General features: G+C 62.2%; 15 protein-coding genes and 1 pseudogene. 8 read left to right on the forward strand and 8 right to left on the reverse strand.

What is annotated here, in order from left to right:
• Positions 1-3 precede the first annotated feature (3 nt).
• Together ACIOVF_RS09205 and ACIOVF_RS09210 are read right to left on the reverse strand one after the other, a co-directional pair.
• Entirely contained in the window at positions 4-3096 is a 3093-nt protein-coding gene (locus ACIOVF_RS09205; RefSeq protein WP_045197151.1) for a multidrug efflux RND transporter permease subunit, read from the reverse strand.
• Positions 3093-4259 (reverse strand): efflux RND transporter periplasmic adaptor subunit, encoded by a 1167-nt coding sequence (locus ACIOVF_RS09210; RefSeq protein ID WP_401288970.1) that lies wholly within the window; start codon positions 4257-4259, stop codon positions 3093-3095. The genes ACIOVF_RS09205 and ACIOVF_RS09210 overlap by 4 nt, the downstream gene beginning before the upstream one ends.
• Positions 4260-4550: 291 nt before the next feature.
• Here ACIOVF_RS09210 and ACIOVF_RS09215 point away from each other — a divergent pair.
• Together ACIOVF_RS09215 and ACIOVF_RS09220 are read left to right on the forward strand one after the other, a co-directional pair.
• Positions 4551-4832 (forward strand): annotated as a pseudogene (locus tag ACIOVF_RS09215) (PAS domain-containing protein); the annotation flags it as partial.
• Positions 4833-5048: 216 nt separating this feature from the next.
• The gene (locus ACIOVF_RS09220) at positions 5049-6134 is read left to right on the forward strand and encodes a methyl-accepting chemotaxis protein (RefSeq protein WP_371128667.1); all 1086 of its coding nucleotides are present in this window, start codon (positions 5049-5051) and stop codon (positions 6132-6134) included.
• Between the two features lie 6 nt (positions 6135-6140).
• Here the strand turns inward: ACIOVF_RS09220 and ACIOVF_RS09225 are convergent, their stop codons facing one another.
• The 4 genes from ACIOVF_RS09225 to norR form a co-directional block, all read right to left on the reverse strand.
• Positions 6141-6890 (reverse strand): YkgJ family cysteine cluster protein, encoded by a 750-nt coding sequence (locus ACIOVF_RS09225; protein WP_401288973.1) that lies wholly within the window; start codon positions 6888-6890, stop codon positions 6141-6143.
• A complete protein-coding gene (locus ACIOVF_RS09230; RefSeq protein ID WP_093379574.1) occupies positions 6887-7198 on the reverse strand; it encodes a hypothetical protein in 312 nt (103 codons plus the stop codon). The genes ACIOVF_RS09225 and ACIOVF_RS09230 overlap by 4 nt, the downstream gene beginning before the upstream one ends.
• Before the next feature lie 80 nt (positions 7199-7278).
• A complete protein-coding gene (locus tag ACIOVF_RS09235; RefSeq protein ID WP_045197161.1) occupies positions 7279-8178 on the reverse strand; it encodes a chemotaxis protein in 900 nt (299 codons plus the stop codon).
• Positions 8179-8258: 80 nt separating this feature from the next.
• On the reverse strand, positions 8259-9812 hold the full coding sequence (gene norR, locus ACIOVF_RS09240) for a nitric oxide reductase transcriptional regulator NorR (RefSeq protein ID WP_093379579.1): 1554 nt from the start codon (positions 9810-9812) through the stop codon (positions 8259-8261).
• A 153-nt stretch (positions 9813-9965) separates the two neighbouring features.
• On the opposite strand from norR, the gene hmpA reads away from it, so the two are divergent.
• Together hmpA and ACIOVF_RS09250 are read left to right on the forward strand one after the other, a co-directional pair.
• On the forward strand, positions 9966-11147 hold the full coding sequence (gene hmpA / locus ACIOVF_RS09245; RefSeq protein WP_401288977.1) for an NO-inducible flavohemoprotein: 1182 nt from the start codon (positions 9966-9968) through the stop codon (positions 11145-11147).
• Between the two features lie 171 nt (positions 11148-11318).
• Positions 11319-11786, forward strand: a complete 468-nt coding sequence (locus ACIOVF_RS09250; protein ID WP_093379589.1) for a phosphate-starvation-inducible protein PsiE — start codon at positions 11319-11321, stop codon at positions 11784-11786.
• Here ACIOVF_RS09250 and ACIOVF_RS09255 read toward each other — a convergent pair.
• Positions 11755-12060, reverse strand: coding sequence for a DUF3509 domain-containing protein (locus ACIOVF_RS09255; protein ID WP_123566509.1), 306 nt, complete (start codon positions 12058-12060; stop codon positions 11755-11757). The genes ACIOVF_RS09250 and ACIOVF_RS09255 overlap by 32 nt on opposite strands.
• A gap of 200 nt (positions 12061-12260) precedes the next feature.
• On the opposite strand from ACIOVF_RS09255, the gene ACIOVF_RS09260 reads away from it, so the two are divergent.
• From ACIOVF_RS09260 to ACIOVF_RS09275, 4 genes are all read left to right on the forward strand, one after another.
• Positions 12261-12677, forward strand: coding sequence for a hypothetical protein (locus ACIOVF_RS09260; protein ID WP_401288981.1), 417 nt, complete (start codon positions 12261-12263; stop codon positions 12675-12677).
• Positions 12678-12680: 3 nt separating this feature from the next.
• On the forward strand, positions 12681-14108 hold the full coding sequence (locus ACIOVF_RS09265; protein WP_401288984.1) for a PAAR domain-containing protein: 1428 nt from the start codon (positions 12681-12683) through the stop codon (positions 14106-14108).
• Positions 14101-14499: a hypothetical protein gene (locus ACIOVF_RS09270; RefSeq protein WP_401288987.1), complete on the forward strand. Its 399-nt coding sequence runs from the start codon at positions 14101-14103 to the stop codon at positions 14497-14499. Before ACIOVF_RS09265 ends, ACIOVF_RS09270 begins: the two co-directional genes overlap by 8 nt.
• A gap of 1139 nt (positions 14500-15638) precedes the next feature.
• The gene (locus tag ACIOVF_RS09275; protein ID WP_045197177.1) at positions 15639-16040 is read left to right on the forward strand and encodes a hypothetical protein; all 402 of its coding nucleotides are present in this window, start codon (positions 15639-15641) and stop codon (positions 16038-16040) included.
• A gap of 57 nt (positions 16041-16097) precedes the next feature.
• Here the strand turns inward: ACIOVF_RS09275 and ACIOVF_RS09280 are convergent, their stop codons facing one another.
• A complete protein-coding gene (locus ACIOVF_RS09280; protein ID WP_045197178.1) occupies positions 16098-16502 on the reverse strand; it encodes an HPF/RaiA family ribosome-associated protein in 405 nt (134 codons plus the stop codon).
• Positions 16503-16529 lie beyond the last annotated feature (27 nt).

A 16529-nucleotide genomic window follows, 5' to 3' on the forward strand; every position in this document is an offset into this window, starting at 1 on the left:
CTCTCAACTGGCATCGGTTTGCGCCATGGTCACGGCCGTCTGGCGCCGGTGGAACAGGCGTTCCAGGGCCAAGTATATGACCGGTGTGGTGAACAGTGTCAGCGCCTGGCTGACCAGCAGCCCGCCGACCACAGCAATGCCCAGTGGCTGGCGCAGCTCGGCGCCGGCGCCCATGCCGAACATCAGCGGCACGGCGCCAAGCAGGGCGGCGAGGGTGGTCATCATGATCGGCCGAAAACGTGTCAGGCAGGCCTTGTGGATCGCCTCTTCGGCGCTCAGGCCCTGGTGGCGCTGGGCGTCGAGGGCAAAATCGATGAGCAGGATGCCGTTCTTCTTGACGATGCCAATCAGCAGCACGATGCCGATCAAACCCATGATCGAAAAATCCTCGCCCGACAGCCACAACAGCGCCAGGGCGCCGAGCCCGGCCGAGGGCAGGGTGGAGATGATGGTCAGCGGATGGACGAAGCTCTCGTAGAGCACGCCGAGGATGATGTACACCGCCACCAGCGCCGCGAGGATCAGCCACGGCTGGCTCGACAGCGAACTCTGGAAGGCCTGGGCCGCACCCTGGAAGGTGCCGATGATCGAATCGGGCATGCCCAGTTCGCGCTGGGTGCGTTCAAGAATCTGCACCGCGTCGCCCAAGGCCACACCGGGGGCCAGGTTGAACGACAAGTTGGCAGCCGGGAACAGGCCGTCATGGGCAATCGACAACGGCCCGGTGCTCGGCGCCGCGACCTTGGCCAGCACCGACAACGGCACCATCTCGCCGCTCAAGGGCGAGCGCAGGTAGAAGTAGTTGAGGCTCTCGGCCTTGCCGCGCTGGCGGGCGTCGAGTTCGAGGATCACCTTGTACTGGTTGGTCTCGGTCTGGAACTCGCTGATCTGCCGCTGGCCGAAGGCATCGTAGAGCGCCTGGTCGACGTCGGTGGTGGTCAGGCCGAAACGCGCCGCGGCCTTGCGGTCGATGTCGATGCGGGTAACGCTGGCGCCCAGTTGCAGGTCGTTGGACAGGTCGCGAAAGGCCGGGTTGGCCTTCAGCCGCTCGGTCAGGCGCTGGGTCCAGAGGTTCAGCGCCGGGCCGTCATTGCTCTTGAGCACGTACTGGTACTGGCTGCGGCTTGGTCCGGAGCTGAGGTTGATGTCCTGGCCGGCGCGCAGGTACAAGACCACGCCTGGCACCTTGGCCAGTTTCGGCCGCAGGCGGTCGATGAATTCGCTGGCCGAGACGTCGCGATCGCCGCGGTCTTTGAGGGCGATCCAGAAGCGGCCGTTGGCGATGGTCTGGTTGCTGCCGGTCACTCCGACAGCATGGGAGAAGGCTCGCACGGCCGGGTCGGCCTCGACGATCCTGGCCAGCGCCTTATGTTTTTCGAGCATGTCCGGGTAGGAGACATCGGCCGCCGCCTCGCTGGTGCCGAGCACGAAGCCGGTGTCCTGCACCGGGAAGAAGCCTTTGGGGATGGCAATGTAGCCGACCACCGCCAGGGCGAAGGTCAGGCCGAACAGGCCCAGCATCAGCCGCTGGTGGGCCAGGGCCTTGACCAGCCCGCGCTCGTACCAGCCGAGCAGGCGGCTCGGGGCGTCATGGGCGTTGTGCTGCGGGCGGCGCATGAACAGGGCGCAGAGGGTCGGCGCCAGGGTCAGCGACACTACCACGGAAATCAGGATGGTCGAGGTGGCGGTGAGGGCGAACTCCTTGAACAGCCGCCCGACCACGCCGCCCATGAACAGCAGCGGAATGAACGCGGCAATCAGCGAAAAACTGATCGACACCACGGTAAAGCCGATTTCGCCCGAGCCCTTGATCGCCGCCTCGCGCATGCCGTCACCGGCTTCCAGGTGACGGTGAATGTTCTCCACCACCACGATCGCATCATCGACCACAAAGCCCACGGAGATGACGATGGCCACCAGGGTCAGGTTGTTCAGGCTGAAACCGAACAGGTACATCAGGGCGAAGCTGGCCACCAGCGACACACCGAGCACGCTCGACACGATCAGGGTCGCCGACCATTGGCGCAGGAACAGCGCCATCACCCCGATCACCAGCAGCACGGCGATCATCAGGGTGATCTCCACCTCGTGCAGCGAGGCGCGGATGGTCTGGGTGCGGTCGTTGAGCACCGACACCTGCACGGATGCCGGCAGCATCTGCTCAAGCCCCGGCAAGGCCGCCATGATGCCGTCGACGGTATCGACGATGTTCGCCCCGGGCTGGCGGAACACCACCAGGTTCAGGCCCTGCTGCTCGCCGGACCAGGCTTTGACGTAAGCGTTTTCGGCGCCATTGATGACCTTGGCAACATCCTGCAGGTGCACCGGTGCGCCGTCGCGGTACGAGACGATCAGCTGGGCGTACTCCTCGGGGTGGAACAACTGGTCGTTGGTGGCGATGGTCGACACGCTGTTCTGCCCGTACAGCGCGCCCTTGGCCAGGTTCAGGCTGGTCTGCTGGATGGCCTGGCGCAGGTCGGCCAGGGTCAGGCCCAGGGCGGCGAGTTTTTCTGGCTGGGCCTGCACGCGGATGGCCGGGCGCAACTGCCCGGTGATGTTGATCAGGCCGACCCCGTCGATCTGGCTCAACTGGCGGGCCAGCAGGGTTTCGGCGTAATCACTGAGCTCGTTGGCCGGCATCTGCGCCGAGCTTACGGTAAGAATCAGCACCGGGCTGTCGGCCGGGTTGACCTTGCGCCAGGTCGGCGGGCTGGGCATGTCCTGGGGCAGGCGCGCGGTGGCGGTGTTGATTGCCGCCTGGACTTCCTGGGCGGCGGTGTCGATGCTCTTGTCGAGGGTGAACTGCAAGATCAGGTTGGTCGAGCCCAGGGCGCTGCTGGAGGTCATCTGGGTCATGCCGGGGATGGCGCTGAACTGCACCTCCAGCGGCGTGGCCACCGACGAGGCCATGGTTTCCGGGCTGGCGCCGGGCAGTTGCGCGGTAACCTGGATGGTCGGGAAATCGGCTTCGGGCAATGGCGCCACCGGCAGGCGCGGAAAGGCGATGACCCCGAGCAGCACCAGGGCGAAGGTCAGCAGCAGGGTGGCGATCGGGCGGTCGATGCACCAGGCGCTGATCGAGCCGCGCGGGTTCATGGCTGCACCTTGGCGCTGGTCACGTCTTCTGGCGGCGGTGCCTCAGGGGCGATTTCGACATGGGCGCCGGGCTTGAGCCGCGACTGGCCGTCGGACACCAACCGGTCGCCAGCTGCGACCCCGGCAATGATGTTCAGCACACTGTCCTGGTACAGCACCTTGACCGGCACGCTGTCGACCTTGTCGCCATTGAGGCGGTACACGTAATGGCCGTCGATGCCGCGCTGTACCACTTGCGGCGGCACCACCAGGGCTTTTTGATCCAGCGCGGTCTGCAGTTTGAGGGTCACCAGTTGCCCAGGCCACAGCCGCGCATCCGGGTTGGCGAACTCGGCCTTGACCCGGATGGTGCCGGTGTTGGCCGCCACCTGGTTGTCGATCAGGCTAAGCCTGCCCTCGCCCAGCAGCGTGCCGCCGCTGTCGCCGTCGCCTTCCAGGTAGGCTTGCACCACCGCCGGGGTTGGCGCGGTGAGCAGGCCCTGCAGGGTTGGCAGCTGTTGCTGCGGCAGCGAGAATTCGACACCGATCGGGTCGATCTGGGTCACGCTGAACAGCCCCTGGGTGTCGGCCACGCGCAGGAAGTTGCCTTCATCGACATTGCGAATACCGACCCGGCCGGTCACCGGCGAGCGAATCTGCGTGTACGAAAGTTGCACTTGAGCGGCGGCAATCGCGGCCTGGTTGCCGAGTACCGTGGCCTTGAGCTGGTTGAACAGCGCCTGCTGCTGGTCGAGGGTCTGTTTTGAGACGCTGTTGTCGGTGCTCAGCAGGCGGTAGCGCTTGAGGTCGACCTCGGCCACCTGCAACTGCGCCTGGCTCTGGCCCAGTTGGGCCTTGGCCTGTTCGAGGCTGGCGCGGATCGAACGGTCGTCGATGGTGGCCAGCAGGTCGCCTTGCTTGACCGCCTGGCCTTCTTTGACCAGCAACTGCGTCAGCAGCCCTTCGACCTGCGGGCGAATCACCACGCTGTGCAGCGACAGCACCGAACCGATGCCGCTGACAAAGCGCGGCACGTCCTGCTGCTTGACGCTGACCACGCGCACCGGGATGGCGCTGGTGCTGGCGGATTTTTCCTGGGTTGGGCGATTGCCCAGCCACAGCGCGGCGCCTGCCACGGCGATGAGCAGGGCGCAGATAACGAGGGAACGAGGCTTGATTCGCATGCTTGCAGGGCACCGCGGACGGAAGGGTGAGTATTTAGCGTTATAGCTGCTCAATCAGGTCAGCAGCGTGACCGCTAACTGACAGCGCTGACAGGTTTGGCGTACACCGCTCCTTTGTGGGAGCGGGCTTGACCCGCGATGAGGCCCGACCTGCCAACACAGCAGATTCTGTGTATTTCAGCTCGGTAATGGCCAAGTGCCAATGTCCTGAGCTGGATCAAGATTGCGCAAAAATTTGCCACTAGAGTCGTACGCCCTGCCGATTCTCCCCGACAAAAACGAGTGCCTCCGATGAAGAGCAATTTGCCTGTGACCGGTCGCAATGTGGATTATCCCGGTGACGCCAATATCCTTTCCACCACTGACCTGACCAGCCAGATCACCTACGCCAATGACGATTTCATCAAGATCAGTGGCTTTACCCGCGAAGAGTTGATCGGCAACCCCCACCATATCGTCCGCCACCCGGACATGCCGCCCCAGGCTTTCGCGCAGATGTGGCAAACGCTGAAGAGCGGCCGCTCATGGATGGGCCTGGTGAAAAACCGTTGCAAGAACGGCGACCATTACTGGGTCAGCGCCTTTGTTACGCCCATCTCCAGCAACGGTCAGGCCATGGAGTACCAGTCAGTGCGGACCAAGCCCAGTGCGGAGCAGGTCGAGGCCGCTGAGCGTTGTTACGCCCACCTGCGCAGTGGCCGCAACCGCTGGTGGCAGCGTCTGCCGGTGCTGGGGTTGGGCTGGCAGTTGTGGGGCGGGGTGACCCTGGCGCTGGCGGCGGTGTTTGCCATCAGTCGCCTGCTGCTGCCGGTGCTGCCATGGCAAGGTGCGCTGGAGCTGATTGTGGCCAGCGGCCTGGCGGCGTTGATGATCTTCATTGCCCTGCGCCCGCTGGAGCGCCTGCGCGTGCAGGCCCAGGCGATTGCCGACAACCCCTTGAGCCAGCAGCTGTACACCGGCCGGCGCGACGGCATCGGCCAGATCGACTTCGCCCTGCGCATGCTCAAGGGCCAGTTGGGTGCGGTGGTCGGGCGTATCGGCGATACCTCGCGGCGCCTGGCCGGGCATACCGGCAGCCTTGCCCAGTCGCTGCAAAGCAGCCACAGCAACAGCCTGGAGCAACAAAGCGAAGCCGACCAGGTGGCCACCGCGATCAACCAGATGGCCGCCAGCGTTGCCCAGGTTGCCAGCAGCGCCCAGCAGGCTTCACAGGCCGCCGATCAGGCCGAAGGGGAAACCCAGGCCGGGCATCAACTGGTCGATCTCAACCGCAGCGCCATCCAGAACCTGGCGAACTCGCTGAATTCGGCCACCGAAGTTATCCACAACCTGGAAAGCCACAGCAGCGAGATCACCGGGGTGCTCGAGGTGATTCGCGGCATCGCCGAGCAGACCAACCTGCTGGCCCTCAACGCCGCCATCGAAGCGGCGCGAGCCGGTGACCAGGGCCGTGGTTTTGCCGTGGTTGCCGACGAAGTACGCGGCCTGGCCCAGCGCACCGCGCAGTCGACCCACGAGATCCAGCGCATGATCAGCGCTCTGCAAAATGGTGCGCGCGAAGCGGTGCAGGTCATGCAGCAGAGCAGCGAACATGCCGGGCACAGTGTCGAACAGGCCCAGCGCGCCGCCAGCGCCCTGGACGGCATCAGCCTGCGGGTCAACCAGATCAGTGAAATGAGCCTGCAGATTGCCGCGGCAGTGGAGCAGCAAAGCCAGGTCAGCGAGAGCATCAACCGCAACATCATCAGCATTCGCCAGGCCAGCGAAGCCACGGTGCAGGTCGGCCAGCAGAGCCACCTGAGCGCCACCGACGTGGCCGGGCTGGCGCAAGACCTGCGCCGGCTGGCCGATGAGTTCTGGCGGCGCTGCCAGTAGGGTGATTCAAAAACCGATGAAGCTGTAGTACAAGCCCGGTTCGCTGCACACCTGCGCGCCGCAGGCTTCAAGCTCGGCGCTCAGTTGCGGATCGACCACATGCAGCGTCCACGGCGCCAGCGGCTGCTCCAGCGCCGGTTGTTGCAGGGCCTGGGCAAGCGCGGCAGTGTCGGGCAGGTATGCGGTAAAGCCATTGCCCTTGAGCGCGCTGACATCGATGCCCAGCGCCTGGCAGATGGCAACCTTGGCACGGATATCATCGCGATCGGCCTGGCGCGAACGCTCGATCAGCTCCGCCAGGCGCTTATCGACCAATTGATTGCCGTGGATCAGCGCCGGGCCGCTTTGCCAGGCTTCGCCCGGGCAGTCCTTGGCTTCGGGGCGCAGCGGGATGTGCGGGTTGATTTCCATCGGGTAGATGCGGCACACCAGCGGGCGGATCTCGTAGATGCCGCAGCGGTTGTCGTCATCCAGGTTGCGGCAGCGGCCGGGATTGAAGGCGGCGAAGGTGATGGTCACCCAGGCTTCGCTGCTGCCGCAGGGCACCGGCCAGGAGCGGCGCATGGCGTGCTCGCGCTGCTCGGCCGGCAGGCCCAGGCCGTTGACGAGGAAGGCTTCGACCAGGACGATGACCTGGCCGCCAGAGCCAGCCCAGTGGCGGGCTTCGCTCAAGGTCAGGGGCACATGATGCCCGGTGCAGCATTTGCCACAGCCGGTGCAGTCGAAACGGATATCGGAGGCAGGTGCGCTGTTCACGGTTGGCCGGGTGCCCACTCGGTGACGAAAGCCGCCTTGCGTTTTTTATCGAACAGGCACAGCTCGGTGCCTTTGCGGTTGTTCATGTGTTTTTGCGGGTAGCGGCCTTCGAGCAGCAAGGCGCTGTAACCGACGCGGTCGTCGAACTCGGCGGCCTTGCCCAGGGCCTTGACCTGTTTGAGCTGGCTGGCGGCGATGCAGCTTTTCAGGACCTGCTGTTCATGCTCGCTCCAGGCCTGGCTGCTGGAAGCCTGGGCGCCGGCACTGAACACAGCGCAACCGAGCAGGGTGAAAAGGAGGGCTTTCATGGGCGGGTACTCGCAAAGACGTGCGCACAATTGTGCCTGAGCCTCAGGCACATTCAAGCGCAGCGCTTCGCGGGTATGTGTCAGCGTTCTTCGAAGGCCACGGTGCGCGCGGCGACGATCAGGCAGTCGGTCAGCTCCGGCGAGGAGAACTTGGTCAGCACCGCGTTGGCCCCGGCATCCTTGGCTTTATCGCTGTTCATGGCGCTGTCCAGCGAGGTGTGCAGCAGCACGTAGAGGTGCTGGAAGTCAGGGGTTTCGCGCAGGGTGCGGGTGAAGGCGTAGCCGTCCATCTCCGACATCTCGATGTCCGATACCACTACGTTGATCTCGCGCTCGGTGCCTTGCAGTTCCAGCAGGGTGTTGATTGCATCCTTGGCGCTGCGCGCGGTGTGGCATTCGATGCCGAGGTTGCGCAGGGTGTGCACCGACTGCTGCAGGGCCACCTGGCTGTCATCGACCACCAGAATGTTGGTGGCGGCCAGTACCGCAGCATCTTCTGCATTGAGCTCGGAGCTGGCCACCTCGTGGGGCGGCGGGGCGATGCCGTGGATGACCTTCTCGATATCCAGTACCTGCACCAGGGTGTTGTCGACCCGGGTCACGCCGGTGATGAACGACTTGCTCCCCGAGCCGTAGGGCGGCGGCTTGATGTCGGTGCTCAGGCAATGGACGATCTTGCTCACCGCCTGCACGTGCAGGCCCTGTTTGGAGCGGCTGATGTCGGTGACGATCAGGCAGCCGCCGTCCGGGTCTGCCAGCGGCCGTTCGCCGATGGCCCGGGACAGGTCGATGACCGACAGCGAGTTGCCGCGCAGGGTGGCCACGCCTTTGACGTGGGGGTGCGACTCCGGCAGCTTGGTCAGCGGCGGGCAGGGGATGATTTCACTGACCTTGAGCAGGTTGATCGCCATCAGCTTGCCGCTGCGCAGGGTAAACAGCAGCAGCGACAGCGAGTCCGCGCGGGCATTTTGCGACGCCATAGGCACCTTCAGGGCAGAGTAATAGGGGGAGATGCCAGGTTATCGACCCGGCAGCCCGTGGCTTTAATCACTCGGTGAAATCAGCGTAGACCCAAGCGCCGCGCCAGGCGACTGAGATTGGCCCGGTCCAGGCCCAGCTCGCGGGCGGTGCTGGCCCAGTTGTGCTGGTGGCGTTCCAGGCAGGCCTGGATCAGCTGGCGCTGGTAGTCATCCAGGGCCTGGCGCAGGTCGCCAACGGGCAGCGGTGCTTCGACCAGCGGCTGTGTTTCGGCTTGTGTCGGCAGCGCCTCGAGCGGGCGCAGGTCCAGGTCAGCGGCCTCCAGGGTGAGGATTTTCGGCCGCTGTGCATGTTGACCCAGGGCCTTGAGCGCCGAGCGGCCGATCAGGTGTTCCAGCTCGCGCACGTTGCCCGGCCAGCTGTAGGCAAGCAACGCGGCCTGGGCTTCGGCGCTCAGGCGCAGGCTACCGAGGCCCATGCGCGAGCGGTTCTGTTCCAGAAAGTAGCCGCTGAGCAGCAGCACATCGCGCCCGCGCTCACGCAGCGACGGTACCAGCAGCGGATACACGCTCAGACGGTGGTAGAAGTCGGCGCGGTAACGCCCGGCGCGCACTTCTTCGGCGAGGTCGCGGTTGGTGGCGGCGATCAGGCGTACATCGACGCGGTGCTCCTGGTCCGAGCCCAGGCGTTGCAACTGGCCGCTTTGCAGCACGCGCAACAGCTTGGCCTGCACGCTCAGCGACAACTCGCCGACTTCATCGAGAAACAACGTGCCGCCATTGGCCAGCTCGAACTTGCCACGGCGCTCGCCGACCGCGCCGGTAAAGGCGCCACGCACATGGCCGAACAGCTCGCTCTCGACCAGGGTGTCGGGCAGCGCCGCACAGTTGAGGCTGATCATCGGCCGCTCGGCGCGGCTCGAGGCCTGGTGGATGGCCTGGGCCACCAACTCCTTGCCGACCCCGGTTTCGCCGGTGATCAACACCGTCAGGTCGCTGCTGCCGACCAGGCGGATTTCTTCCAGCAGGCGTTTGTGCGCCTTGCTCTGGCCGATCAGTTCCTTGTGCTGTTGGCCGCTGGCCTGGCGATACACCTCGGCGCGCTGGTGTTCGTCTTCGGCGCGCAAGGCCAGTTGTTCGATGCGCTCGGCAACACTGACCGTAGCCGCGGCCAGGCTGGCAAAGGCCTGCAGGGCATCGAGCTCGACCTGCTGGAACTGCTCCGGGTCGAGCGCATCGAGGGTGATCAGGCCCCAGGGCTGTTCGTCGACAAACAGCGGGCAGCCCATGCAGTCGTGGACCTCAAGCTGATGATGCAGGCCTTCGACCAGGCCGTCATAAGGGTCGGGCAAGTCGCTGTCGCTGGCGAAGCGGGTGGGCTCTTCGCGGCTGAGGATGGCGGCAAAGCGTGGATGTTCATCGACCTTGAAGCGCCGCCCGAGAGTATCGGTGCTCAAGCCGTCCACCGCCAGGGGCACCAGCCATTCGCCGTCCAGGCGCAACAGCGCCGCGGCATCGCACGGCAGTAGGCTGCGCATGGCTTGGAGCAGGCGCCGGTAGCGCTCGCGTTCGGGCAATTCGCGGGACAGGTCGCTGACCAGCGGCAGCAAGGCGGTGAGCAGGGATTTTGCGGTCATAAAGACTCCTGTGGGTCAAAATGACTATATCGCAGATGTTGTCGTTATGACTCTTTAATTTATAAGTTGTTGATTTATATGAATTAAATAGTTGGCACGAAAGCTGTAATAACTCAGGCATTCATCAAGAAGCCACAGGCTCAGGAGTCATCCATGCTCAATGCCCAGGATCGTGCAATCGTCAAAGCCACCGTACCCCTGCTGGAAAGCGGCGGTGAAGCGCTGACCACCCATTTTTACAAGCTGATGCTCAGCGAGTACCCCCAAGTGCGCCCGCTGTTCAACCAGGCCCACCAGGCCAGCGGCGACCAGCCACGGGCCTTGGCCAATGGCGTGCTGATGTACGCCCGGCACATCGACCAGCTCGAACAACTGGGTGGCCTGGTCGGGCAGATCATCAACAAGCATGTGGCTTTGCAGATCCTGCCGGAACATTACCCGATTGTCGGTAGCTGCCTGCTGCGCGCCATCGAAGAAGTCCTCGGCAAAGACATCGCCACCCCTGAAGTGATCGCCGCCTGGGGCGCGGCCTATCAGCAACTGGCCGATATCCTCATCGGCGCCGAAGGCGAGGTCTATGCACAAAAAGCTGCGGCCCCTGGTGGCTGGCGTGGCGCGCGCGCATTCAAGCTGGTCGAGCGGGTCGAGGAGAGCCGCGAAATCGTCTCGTTCTACTTCGCCCCGGTTGATGGCGGCGCGATCCTGCAGGCCGAGCCTGGCCAGTACATCGGGTTGCAACTGCTGATCGACGGCGTCGAACAGCGCCGCAACTATTCGCTGTCGGCCCTGAGCAATGCTGGCCAATACCGCATCAGCGTCAAGCGCGAAGCCGGCGGCAAAGTCTCCAACTACCTGCACCAGCAGCTGGCGGTAGGCGACAGCATCAACCTGTTCCCGCCATCGGGCGAGTTCACCTTGAGTGCCAGCGACAAGCCGCTGGTGCTGATCAGCGGCGGCGTCGGCATCACCCCGACCTTGCCGATGCTCGAAGCGGCGCTGGAAAGCGGCCGTTTGGTGCACTTCATTCACTGCGCACGCAACGGCGCGGTGCACGCCTTTCGCGACTGGGTCGATGAACTGGCGGCGCGCCACCCGCAGGTCAAGCGCTTCTACTGCTATGCCGAGGACGATGGCGTCAGCCAGCCGGCGGACGCCGTGGGTTTGCTCAGCGCCGATCAGCTTGGCCAGTGGTTGCCGCAAGAGCGTGATGTGGACGCCTACTTCCTCGGCCCGAAAGGCTTCATGGCCAGCGTCAAGCGCCACCTCAAGGGCCTGGGCGTGCCCGAGCAGCAGAGCCGCTACGAATTCTTCGGCCCGGCTTCGGCGCTGGAGTAAACACGTTTCGGTAACCGCGAACTGAAAGGATAGGGGCACGGCCAGCGATGGCTGTGCCTTGCGGCAATCGGTCGCCTTCTCAAGCAGGGGGCCTGGCCTTTTTACTGCATGCAGACAAAGCGTCATGCGCCTGGCGCATCATCCTTCCAGCCGTATCAAGGAAACCGTATCGTGAGCATCAATTGGGCTGACAAACTGCGCAAGAGCCTGCATGGCTCGGCCGACTCGCTGGGCAACCTGTGCGTCGAGGCGTTCCACTACCTGGCCCTGTTCGGCATCGGTGGCATCACCGCCTACGCGGCCGTGGTCACCTTCATCGAGATGCTCGGCAAGGGCGTCAGCGTCGACGACATCCTGCTGCTGTTCATCTACCTCGAGCTCGGCGCCATGGTCGGGATCTACTTCAAGACCAACCACATGCCGATCCGCTTCCTGCTGTATGTAGCGATCACCGCGCTGACCCGCCTGCTGATTGGCGACGTGTCGCACCACAAGGCGCCGGACGCCGGTTTGCTGTACGTTTGCGGCGGCATCCTGCTGCTGGCGTTCTCGATCCTGGTGGTGCGCTACGCCTCGTACCGCTACCCGTCGACCAAAGCCATCGATGCTAGTGGCAAGGAGATCGAGGAAGCGAAGTAACCTGGCCGGCTTTTGCACCGTTGCGGGTCATGGCGGCGAGGATTTCCACGGCGCTGTGGCCCTGTTCGATGGCGATACCGAACTGGACGCTCTCGATCAAGCGCTGCAGGCGCTGCGGGTCGTTGCGCTGGGCCGGGCTGATCAGCCGCTTGGCGACGATGCCGGTGTCGTTGGAGAGGGTCAGCATGATGCTGCCGTCGAGTCGCTCGATACTCAGGTTGACCCGGTACTCGGGGGCGAAAGCGTCGTTGATCTGTTCGAAAGGGTTGATCATGGTGCTTCACCTGGCAAAGACATGCAGTGATTGACCGGGAGGGGGAAGGTTGGTTCAGGTAACTTTTCTCACGATCTTTTGCGATATCTGACAGCTAAATCCTACGACCGAGTGGGATGCTTCTGAATTGCCTCTGCCCAGGCAGAAGGCCACCTTTACCGTGCTAGGTTCCGGGCTTCATTTGCCCAAGGAAGCTACACATGACACGGAATAATCAACCCGCCACCCCCTTCACCAACGCGCTGACTTCGCAACAGAGCGCAGCCGTTTCATCGCCTGTTACCGAAGCCATCTATCGTCTGGCAACCCAAGGCAGCCGCACGCGCAAGGGTGGTGTCATTCGCCAGGCCAGCGCCCCACTGACCATCACCCTGGACGATGGCCAGGTGGTGCGCGTGGCGCAGACCGGTGACTATGCCGAGTATCCGGACGGCAGCCGCGCGCACATCATCAGTGGCGCCGGAGCCCAGGGGCAACTGCAGGATCAGGCCATTGCCCTGGTCGGCAGTGCCTTGAGCAACGGTGATGAAATCATCGACACCCCACAAAACACCGTGCTGATCAGCAAGCAGCACGGTGTACCCATGGCGGACGACTTCCTCACGAGCGCGAGGTGAGCGATGGTTTATCGCCTGAGCCTCAATGGTCGCGGCGCCGGGCAGCATGGCGACCCGACCACCAGCGGGGCGACCTGCCTCAGCAGCCAGTCCAGTCACCTGCAGAACGGGGTCGGCAGCCTGCGCCTGGGGGATGCCACCACGCCATGCCCGGAGTGCGGCCAGGCCGGCAAGATTGCCGAAGGGTATGCTGACTGGACCATCAACGGGCTGCCGATCGCCTTTGATGGTGCGCAGATCGACTGCGGCTGCCCGACCGGCAGCAACCGCCTGGTCGCGCCGCTGGATGGTAGCGGCGCCAGAGCGGCGCCGGTAGCGGGCGGCTTTGCCGCGCCGGCTGGCCAGGCCTTCAAGCCGCCTGCGGCGACGCCAAGGCCAGCCGCCATCGCCACGACTAATCCCGCTTCAGCCATGTCCAGTGCGCCTGGCGCGCTGGAGCCGGGCTTCTATGTGGTGCCACGCAGTATGTCGGGTCAGCAGATGCTGGCCCGGCTTGGCGGCGAAAACCGCTACCTCAGTGCCCGGCTGCAACGGCTTAACCCCACCTTCGCCGAAGGCTTCAAGGCAGGCGAGCTGTTCGTCCTCGGCGACCCCGACAACGGCATGAGTTGCACCCGTGAGGAAGCGCAACTGATGGCCGCTGCCGCCCAGGTGCGCGAGGTACTGGCGCCGCTGACCGAGGAAGAGGCCAACTTCATGGTCCGCTACCAGGGTGAAATCGCCGGCTTGTTCAGCGGCGCCAGCCAGTCGATGGGCGTCGGCAAAGACATGCTCGGTCATGGTTTGAGCCAGGTTGAAAACAGCCTGCGTGCGCTTGAACAGCTGCATCAGCGCTCGTTCAGCACCTACGGGCATCTGAACAGCCCGCAGTTTTTCGCCTCCCGCCAACAGCTGTACCGCCAGCTGGATGCCCAGTTGAAGACGGCGTTTCTCAACAAGCCATTGAACCTGGGCAGTTACGACAGCCTGCGTCGAGACCTCGGCATCTCGACCAAAAGCCTGGTTCACCACTGGAGCCGTGCCGGCGCGTCGGGTGAGATCCCGGGTTACGCCACGCACCTTGAGCAGGTATCCCGGACCGCGAAATACCTTAAGCACGGTGGGTATGTCGGTATTGCCCTGGGGGGCGGCGCGTCGGTTCTCAAAGTGCAGGAAGTGTGTAGAGCGGGGGAGACGGAGGAGTGTAAGAAGATTCGATTTACTGAGGCTGGGAGTTTTTCTGGGGGGTTGGCGGGTGGTGCTGCTGGTGCCTATCTGGGAGGGAAGACAGCTGTAGCTGTATGTGGCGTCGCCGCTGCGGCTGCCGGCGGAATTGGTCTGGCGGTATGTGGAATCGTCCTAGTGGGAGGGGGATCATTTGCAGGAGGGAGCGGCGGTGGCTCATTTGGAGAATGGCTAGGAGACAAGATTTATCAGGTGAAACATGATTGACATAAACACTTGGCCGCCGAGCGTTGCGATCGCTTTCGGTTTTGCGCCCTTTGTCATCCTCTTATCTGGCGTAGCCATGGAAACCTACATCGCCCGAAGCCGTGACTTCGACCTCGTCATTGCCAGCCTACCAAACAGTCTCTGGCTCAAGCAGCAGATACCGTTCTGGGGGACCACCAGGTTGAAATCGCGCTGCTATTTGCTCAGCACAATTTGCGGTGCAATGCTTTATCCAAAGCTCTGTATCCGCCTGGGAATGATGGATGCAGAGGATCTGCGCAACTTTCCTCCACGGCTTCGGCGACGATTGTTGATTGCTTCCTGGCTGATAATCGTTGGTTCGGCGTGGATGTTTATCGGTGTCGGCTTGATCAAGCTTTCAAAAACCTGAGCATAAAAAATCAAGTCCCATGGACTCTCCTTTTTACCGTCTACGTCGTTGACTACCAGTTGAGGCGAGCTTGCTCGTTATTCAGGAATTATTTGAGCCCAAGGCGAAGGTACTTTACAACCGGATGGAACCATGACGCTTGATTACTACACTTGGCATTCTGATATCCAGATTTCATTCCTGCTCACCCCCATTGTAACTGGTGTGACAGGCGTATTTATCAACCGATACGTGGCCAGTAGTCGACACTTGAACGTCATGCTTGCAGCCCTTAAGAACAGTCGTTGGCCAGAGCAGCAGATATTAAAGGGAGGGCTGATCCTTCCGACGGCTCGAGTCAATCTGGTTGCCGGTGTCTCAGGCTTTCTAGTGTTCCCGAGCTTCAGTGTTCGCACCGGGAGGCTGAATGCAGAAGACTTACGTAACTTTCCACCTTACCTTCGACGGTGGTTGATCGCATCGTTCTGGCTCACGATTTTGGGGTGCATAGGAATGCTCTTAAGTGTATGCCTTCTCAAACTTTCAGCAACCTGAACATTCCAAAGCGAGCCCCATGGGCTCGCCTTGGAAGTTTGCAGGGCAGAGGAGACGGATGGGTGTAAAAAGATTCGATTTGCTGAGGTCAGAAGCTTTTCTTGTGGGTCGCTTGCCGGTGGACCAGGAGGTGAAACAGGTGGCGAATGGCTCGGGGATTTTGTATATGAAAAGGTCAATCCATGACGGAATTTTGGAGCTCTTGGTGGGCATTTGCTTTCATGCTGACTCCTTTCGTGCTCAGTCTTTCCGGCGTGGCGATAGGTGCGCATATAGCCTGTAGCCGTGACTTCAACACCATGATTGCAGCGCTCCCAAACTGTCGCTGGCTTAAGCAACAGATACCGTTCTGGGGCACTTCGAGTCTCAAATCACGTTGCTACTTGGTTAACACTGTTTGTGCTGCGATGGTTTTTCCGGCGATCGGAATACGTAGAGGCTTGTTCGAGGCAGACGAGATACGAAATTTCCCAAAACCCCTTAGGTATCGAATGGTTGCATCCGTCTGGCTGACGACTACTGGCTTTGCCTGGATGCTAATAGCCGTAGCGCTTCTTAAATTATCGAAAGATTGAATAGTGCAGAGGTACAGTTGGCATGGAGTCATGATCTTTGAATATTACACCTGGCATCCAGGGTTACGATTCGCCTTCTTGTTCACGCCGTTCGTGATCATGATGTCTGGTGTGGCGATGAGTACTTACCTTGCCCTAAGTCGAAACTTTGAGACTATGATTGCGAGCCTGCAAAAGAGTTTTTGGCTTCAACAGCAGATGCCTTTCTGGGGGACGACAGGTTGGAGGTCACGTTGCTATCTGCTTAGTACAATCAGCGGAGCATTGCTCTATCCGAAACTCAGTGTTCGATCAGGGATGATGGATGCCGAAGAGTTGCGTAACTTCCCTCGGTTCCTTCGACGCAGAATGCTAGTGGCTTCCTGGCTGACAATCATTGGCTCAGCCTGGTTGTTTATCGGCTTCGGCCTGATCAAGCTTTCAAAAACCTGAGCATAAAAAAAGCGAGCCCCCTGGGCTCGCCTTTTTACCGTCTGCGTTGCTGCTTGTTCAGTTGATACGAGCTTGCTCGTTCTCCAGGAACTCTTCCTGCAACAGCCCGTCATTCTGGGCGCCGTCGATGCTTTGCTGGGCCACCGCGCGTTTGCTGCGCAGTTTGCCGTAGAAGTGCTCCAGGGCGTGGTTCAGTTTGATTGCGGCGCCTTCGACAGCCTGGTCGAGGGATGCGGACTTGTGGCTTACGGAAATCGGTTGATGGCCTTTTGGGCGTGCCTCCATCTGGCAGCGTTTGTCGTGCGGACCTGGCTTGTCGCCGTTCTCGTCGCGCAGGTGGACCTCGATGCGGGTGAGGTCTTCGTCATATCGTTCGAGCGTGCTTTCTACCGTGCTGCGGACCCACTCTTCCAGCCGGATGTTGCCTTGAATATGGTTGTCGCTATTGACCTGGATTTGCATAGTTCAATCCCTTATTCAGCTAGCTCG

Origin of the sequence: Pseudomonas sp. NPDC087612 (assembly GCF_044743505.1) — a bacterium.
Lineage (GTDB): Bacteria > Pseudomonadota > Gammaproteobacteria > Pseudomonadales > Pseudomonadaceae > Aquipseudomonas.

Bases quoted from the DNA above. Each gene is read 5' to 3' on its own strand.
- norR (WP_093379579.1), bottom strand. From the start codon at position 9,812: ATGACCGCAAAATCCCTGCTCACCGCCTTGCTGCCGCTGGTCAGCGAC.
- ACIOVF_RS09210 (WP_401288970.1), bottom strand. From the start codon at position 4,259: ATGCGAATCAAGCCTCGTTCCCTCGTTATCTGCGCCCTGCTCATCGCC.
- ACIOVF_RS09280 (WP_045197178.1), bottom strand. From the start codon at position 16,502: ATGCAAATCCAGGTCAATAGCGACAACCATATTCAAGGCAACATCCGG.
- ACIOVF_RS09255 (WP_123566509.1), bottom strand. From the start codon at position 12,060: ATGATCAACCCTTTCGAACAGATCAACGACGCTTTCGCCCCCGAGTAC.
- hmpA (WP_401288977.1), top strand. From the start codon at position 9,966: ATGCTCAATGCCCAGGATCGTGCAATCGTCAAAGCCACCGTACCCCTG.
- ACIOVF_RS09230 (WP_093379574.1), bottom strand. From the start codon at position 7,198: ATGAAAGCCCTCCTTTTCACCCTGCTCGGTTGCGCTGTGTTCAGTGCC.
- ACIOVF_RS09205 (WP_045197151.1), bottom strand. From the start codon at position 3,096: ATGAACCCGCGCGGCTCGATCAGCGCCTGGTGCATCGACCGCCCGATC.
- ACIOVF_RS09265 (WP_401288984.1), top strand. From the start codon at position 12,681: ATGGTTTATCGCCTGAGCCTCAATGGTCGCGGCGCCGGGCAGCATGGC.
- ACIOVF_RS09270 (WP_401288987.1), top strand. From the start codon at position 14,101: ATGATTGACATAAACACTTGGCCGCCGAGCGTTGCGATCGCTTTCGGT.
- ACIOVF_RS09260 (WP_401288981.1), top strand. From the start codon at position 12,261: ATGACACGGAATAATCAACCCGCCACCCCCTTCACCAACGCGCTGACT.
- ACIOVF_RS09275 (WP_045197177.1), top strand. From the start codon at position 15,639: ATGATCTTTGAATATTACACCTGGCATCCAGGGTTACGATTCGCCTTC.
- ACIOVF_RS09235 (WP_045197161.1), bottom strand. From the start codon at position 8,178: ATGGCGTCGCAAAATGCCCGCGCGGACTCGCTGTCGCTGCTGCTGTTT.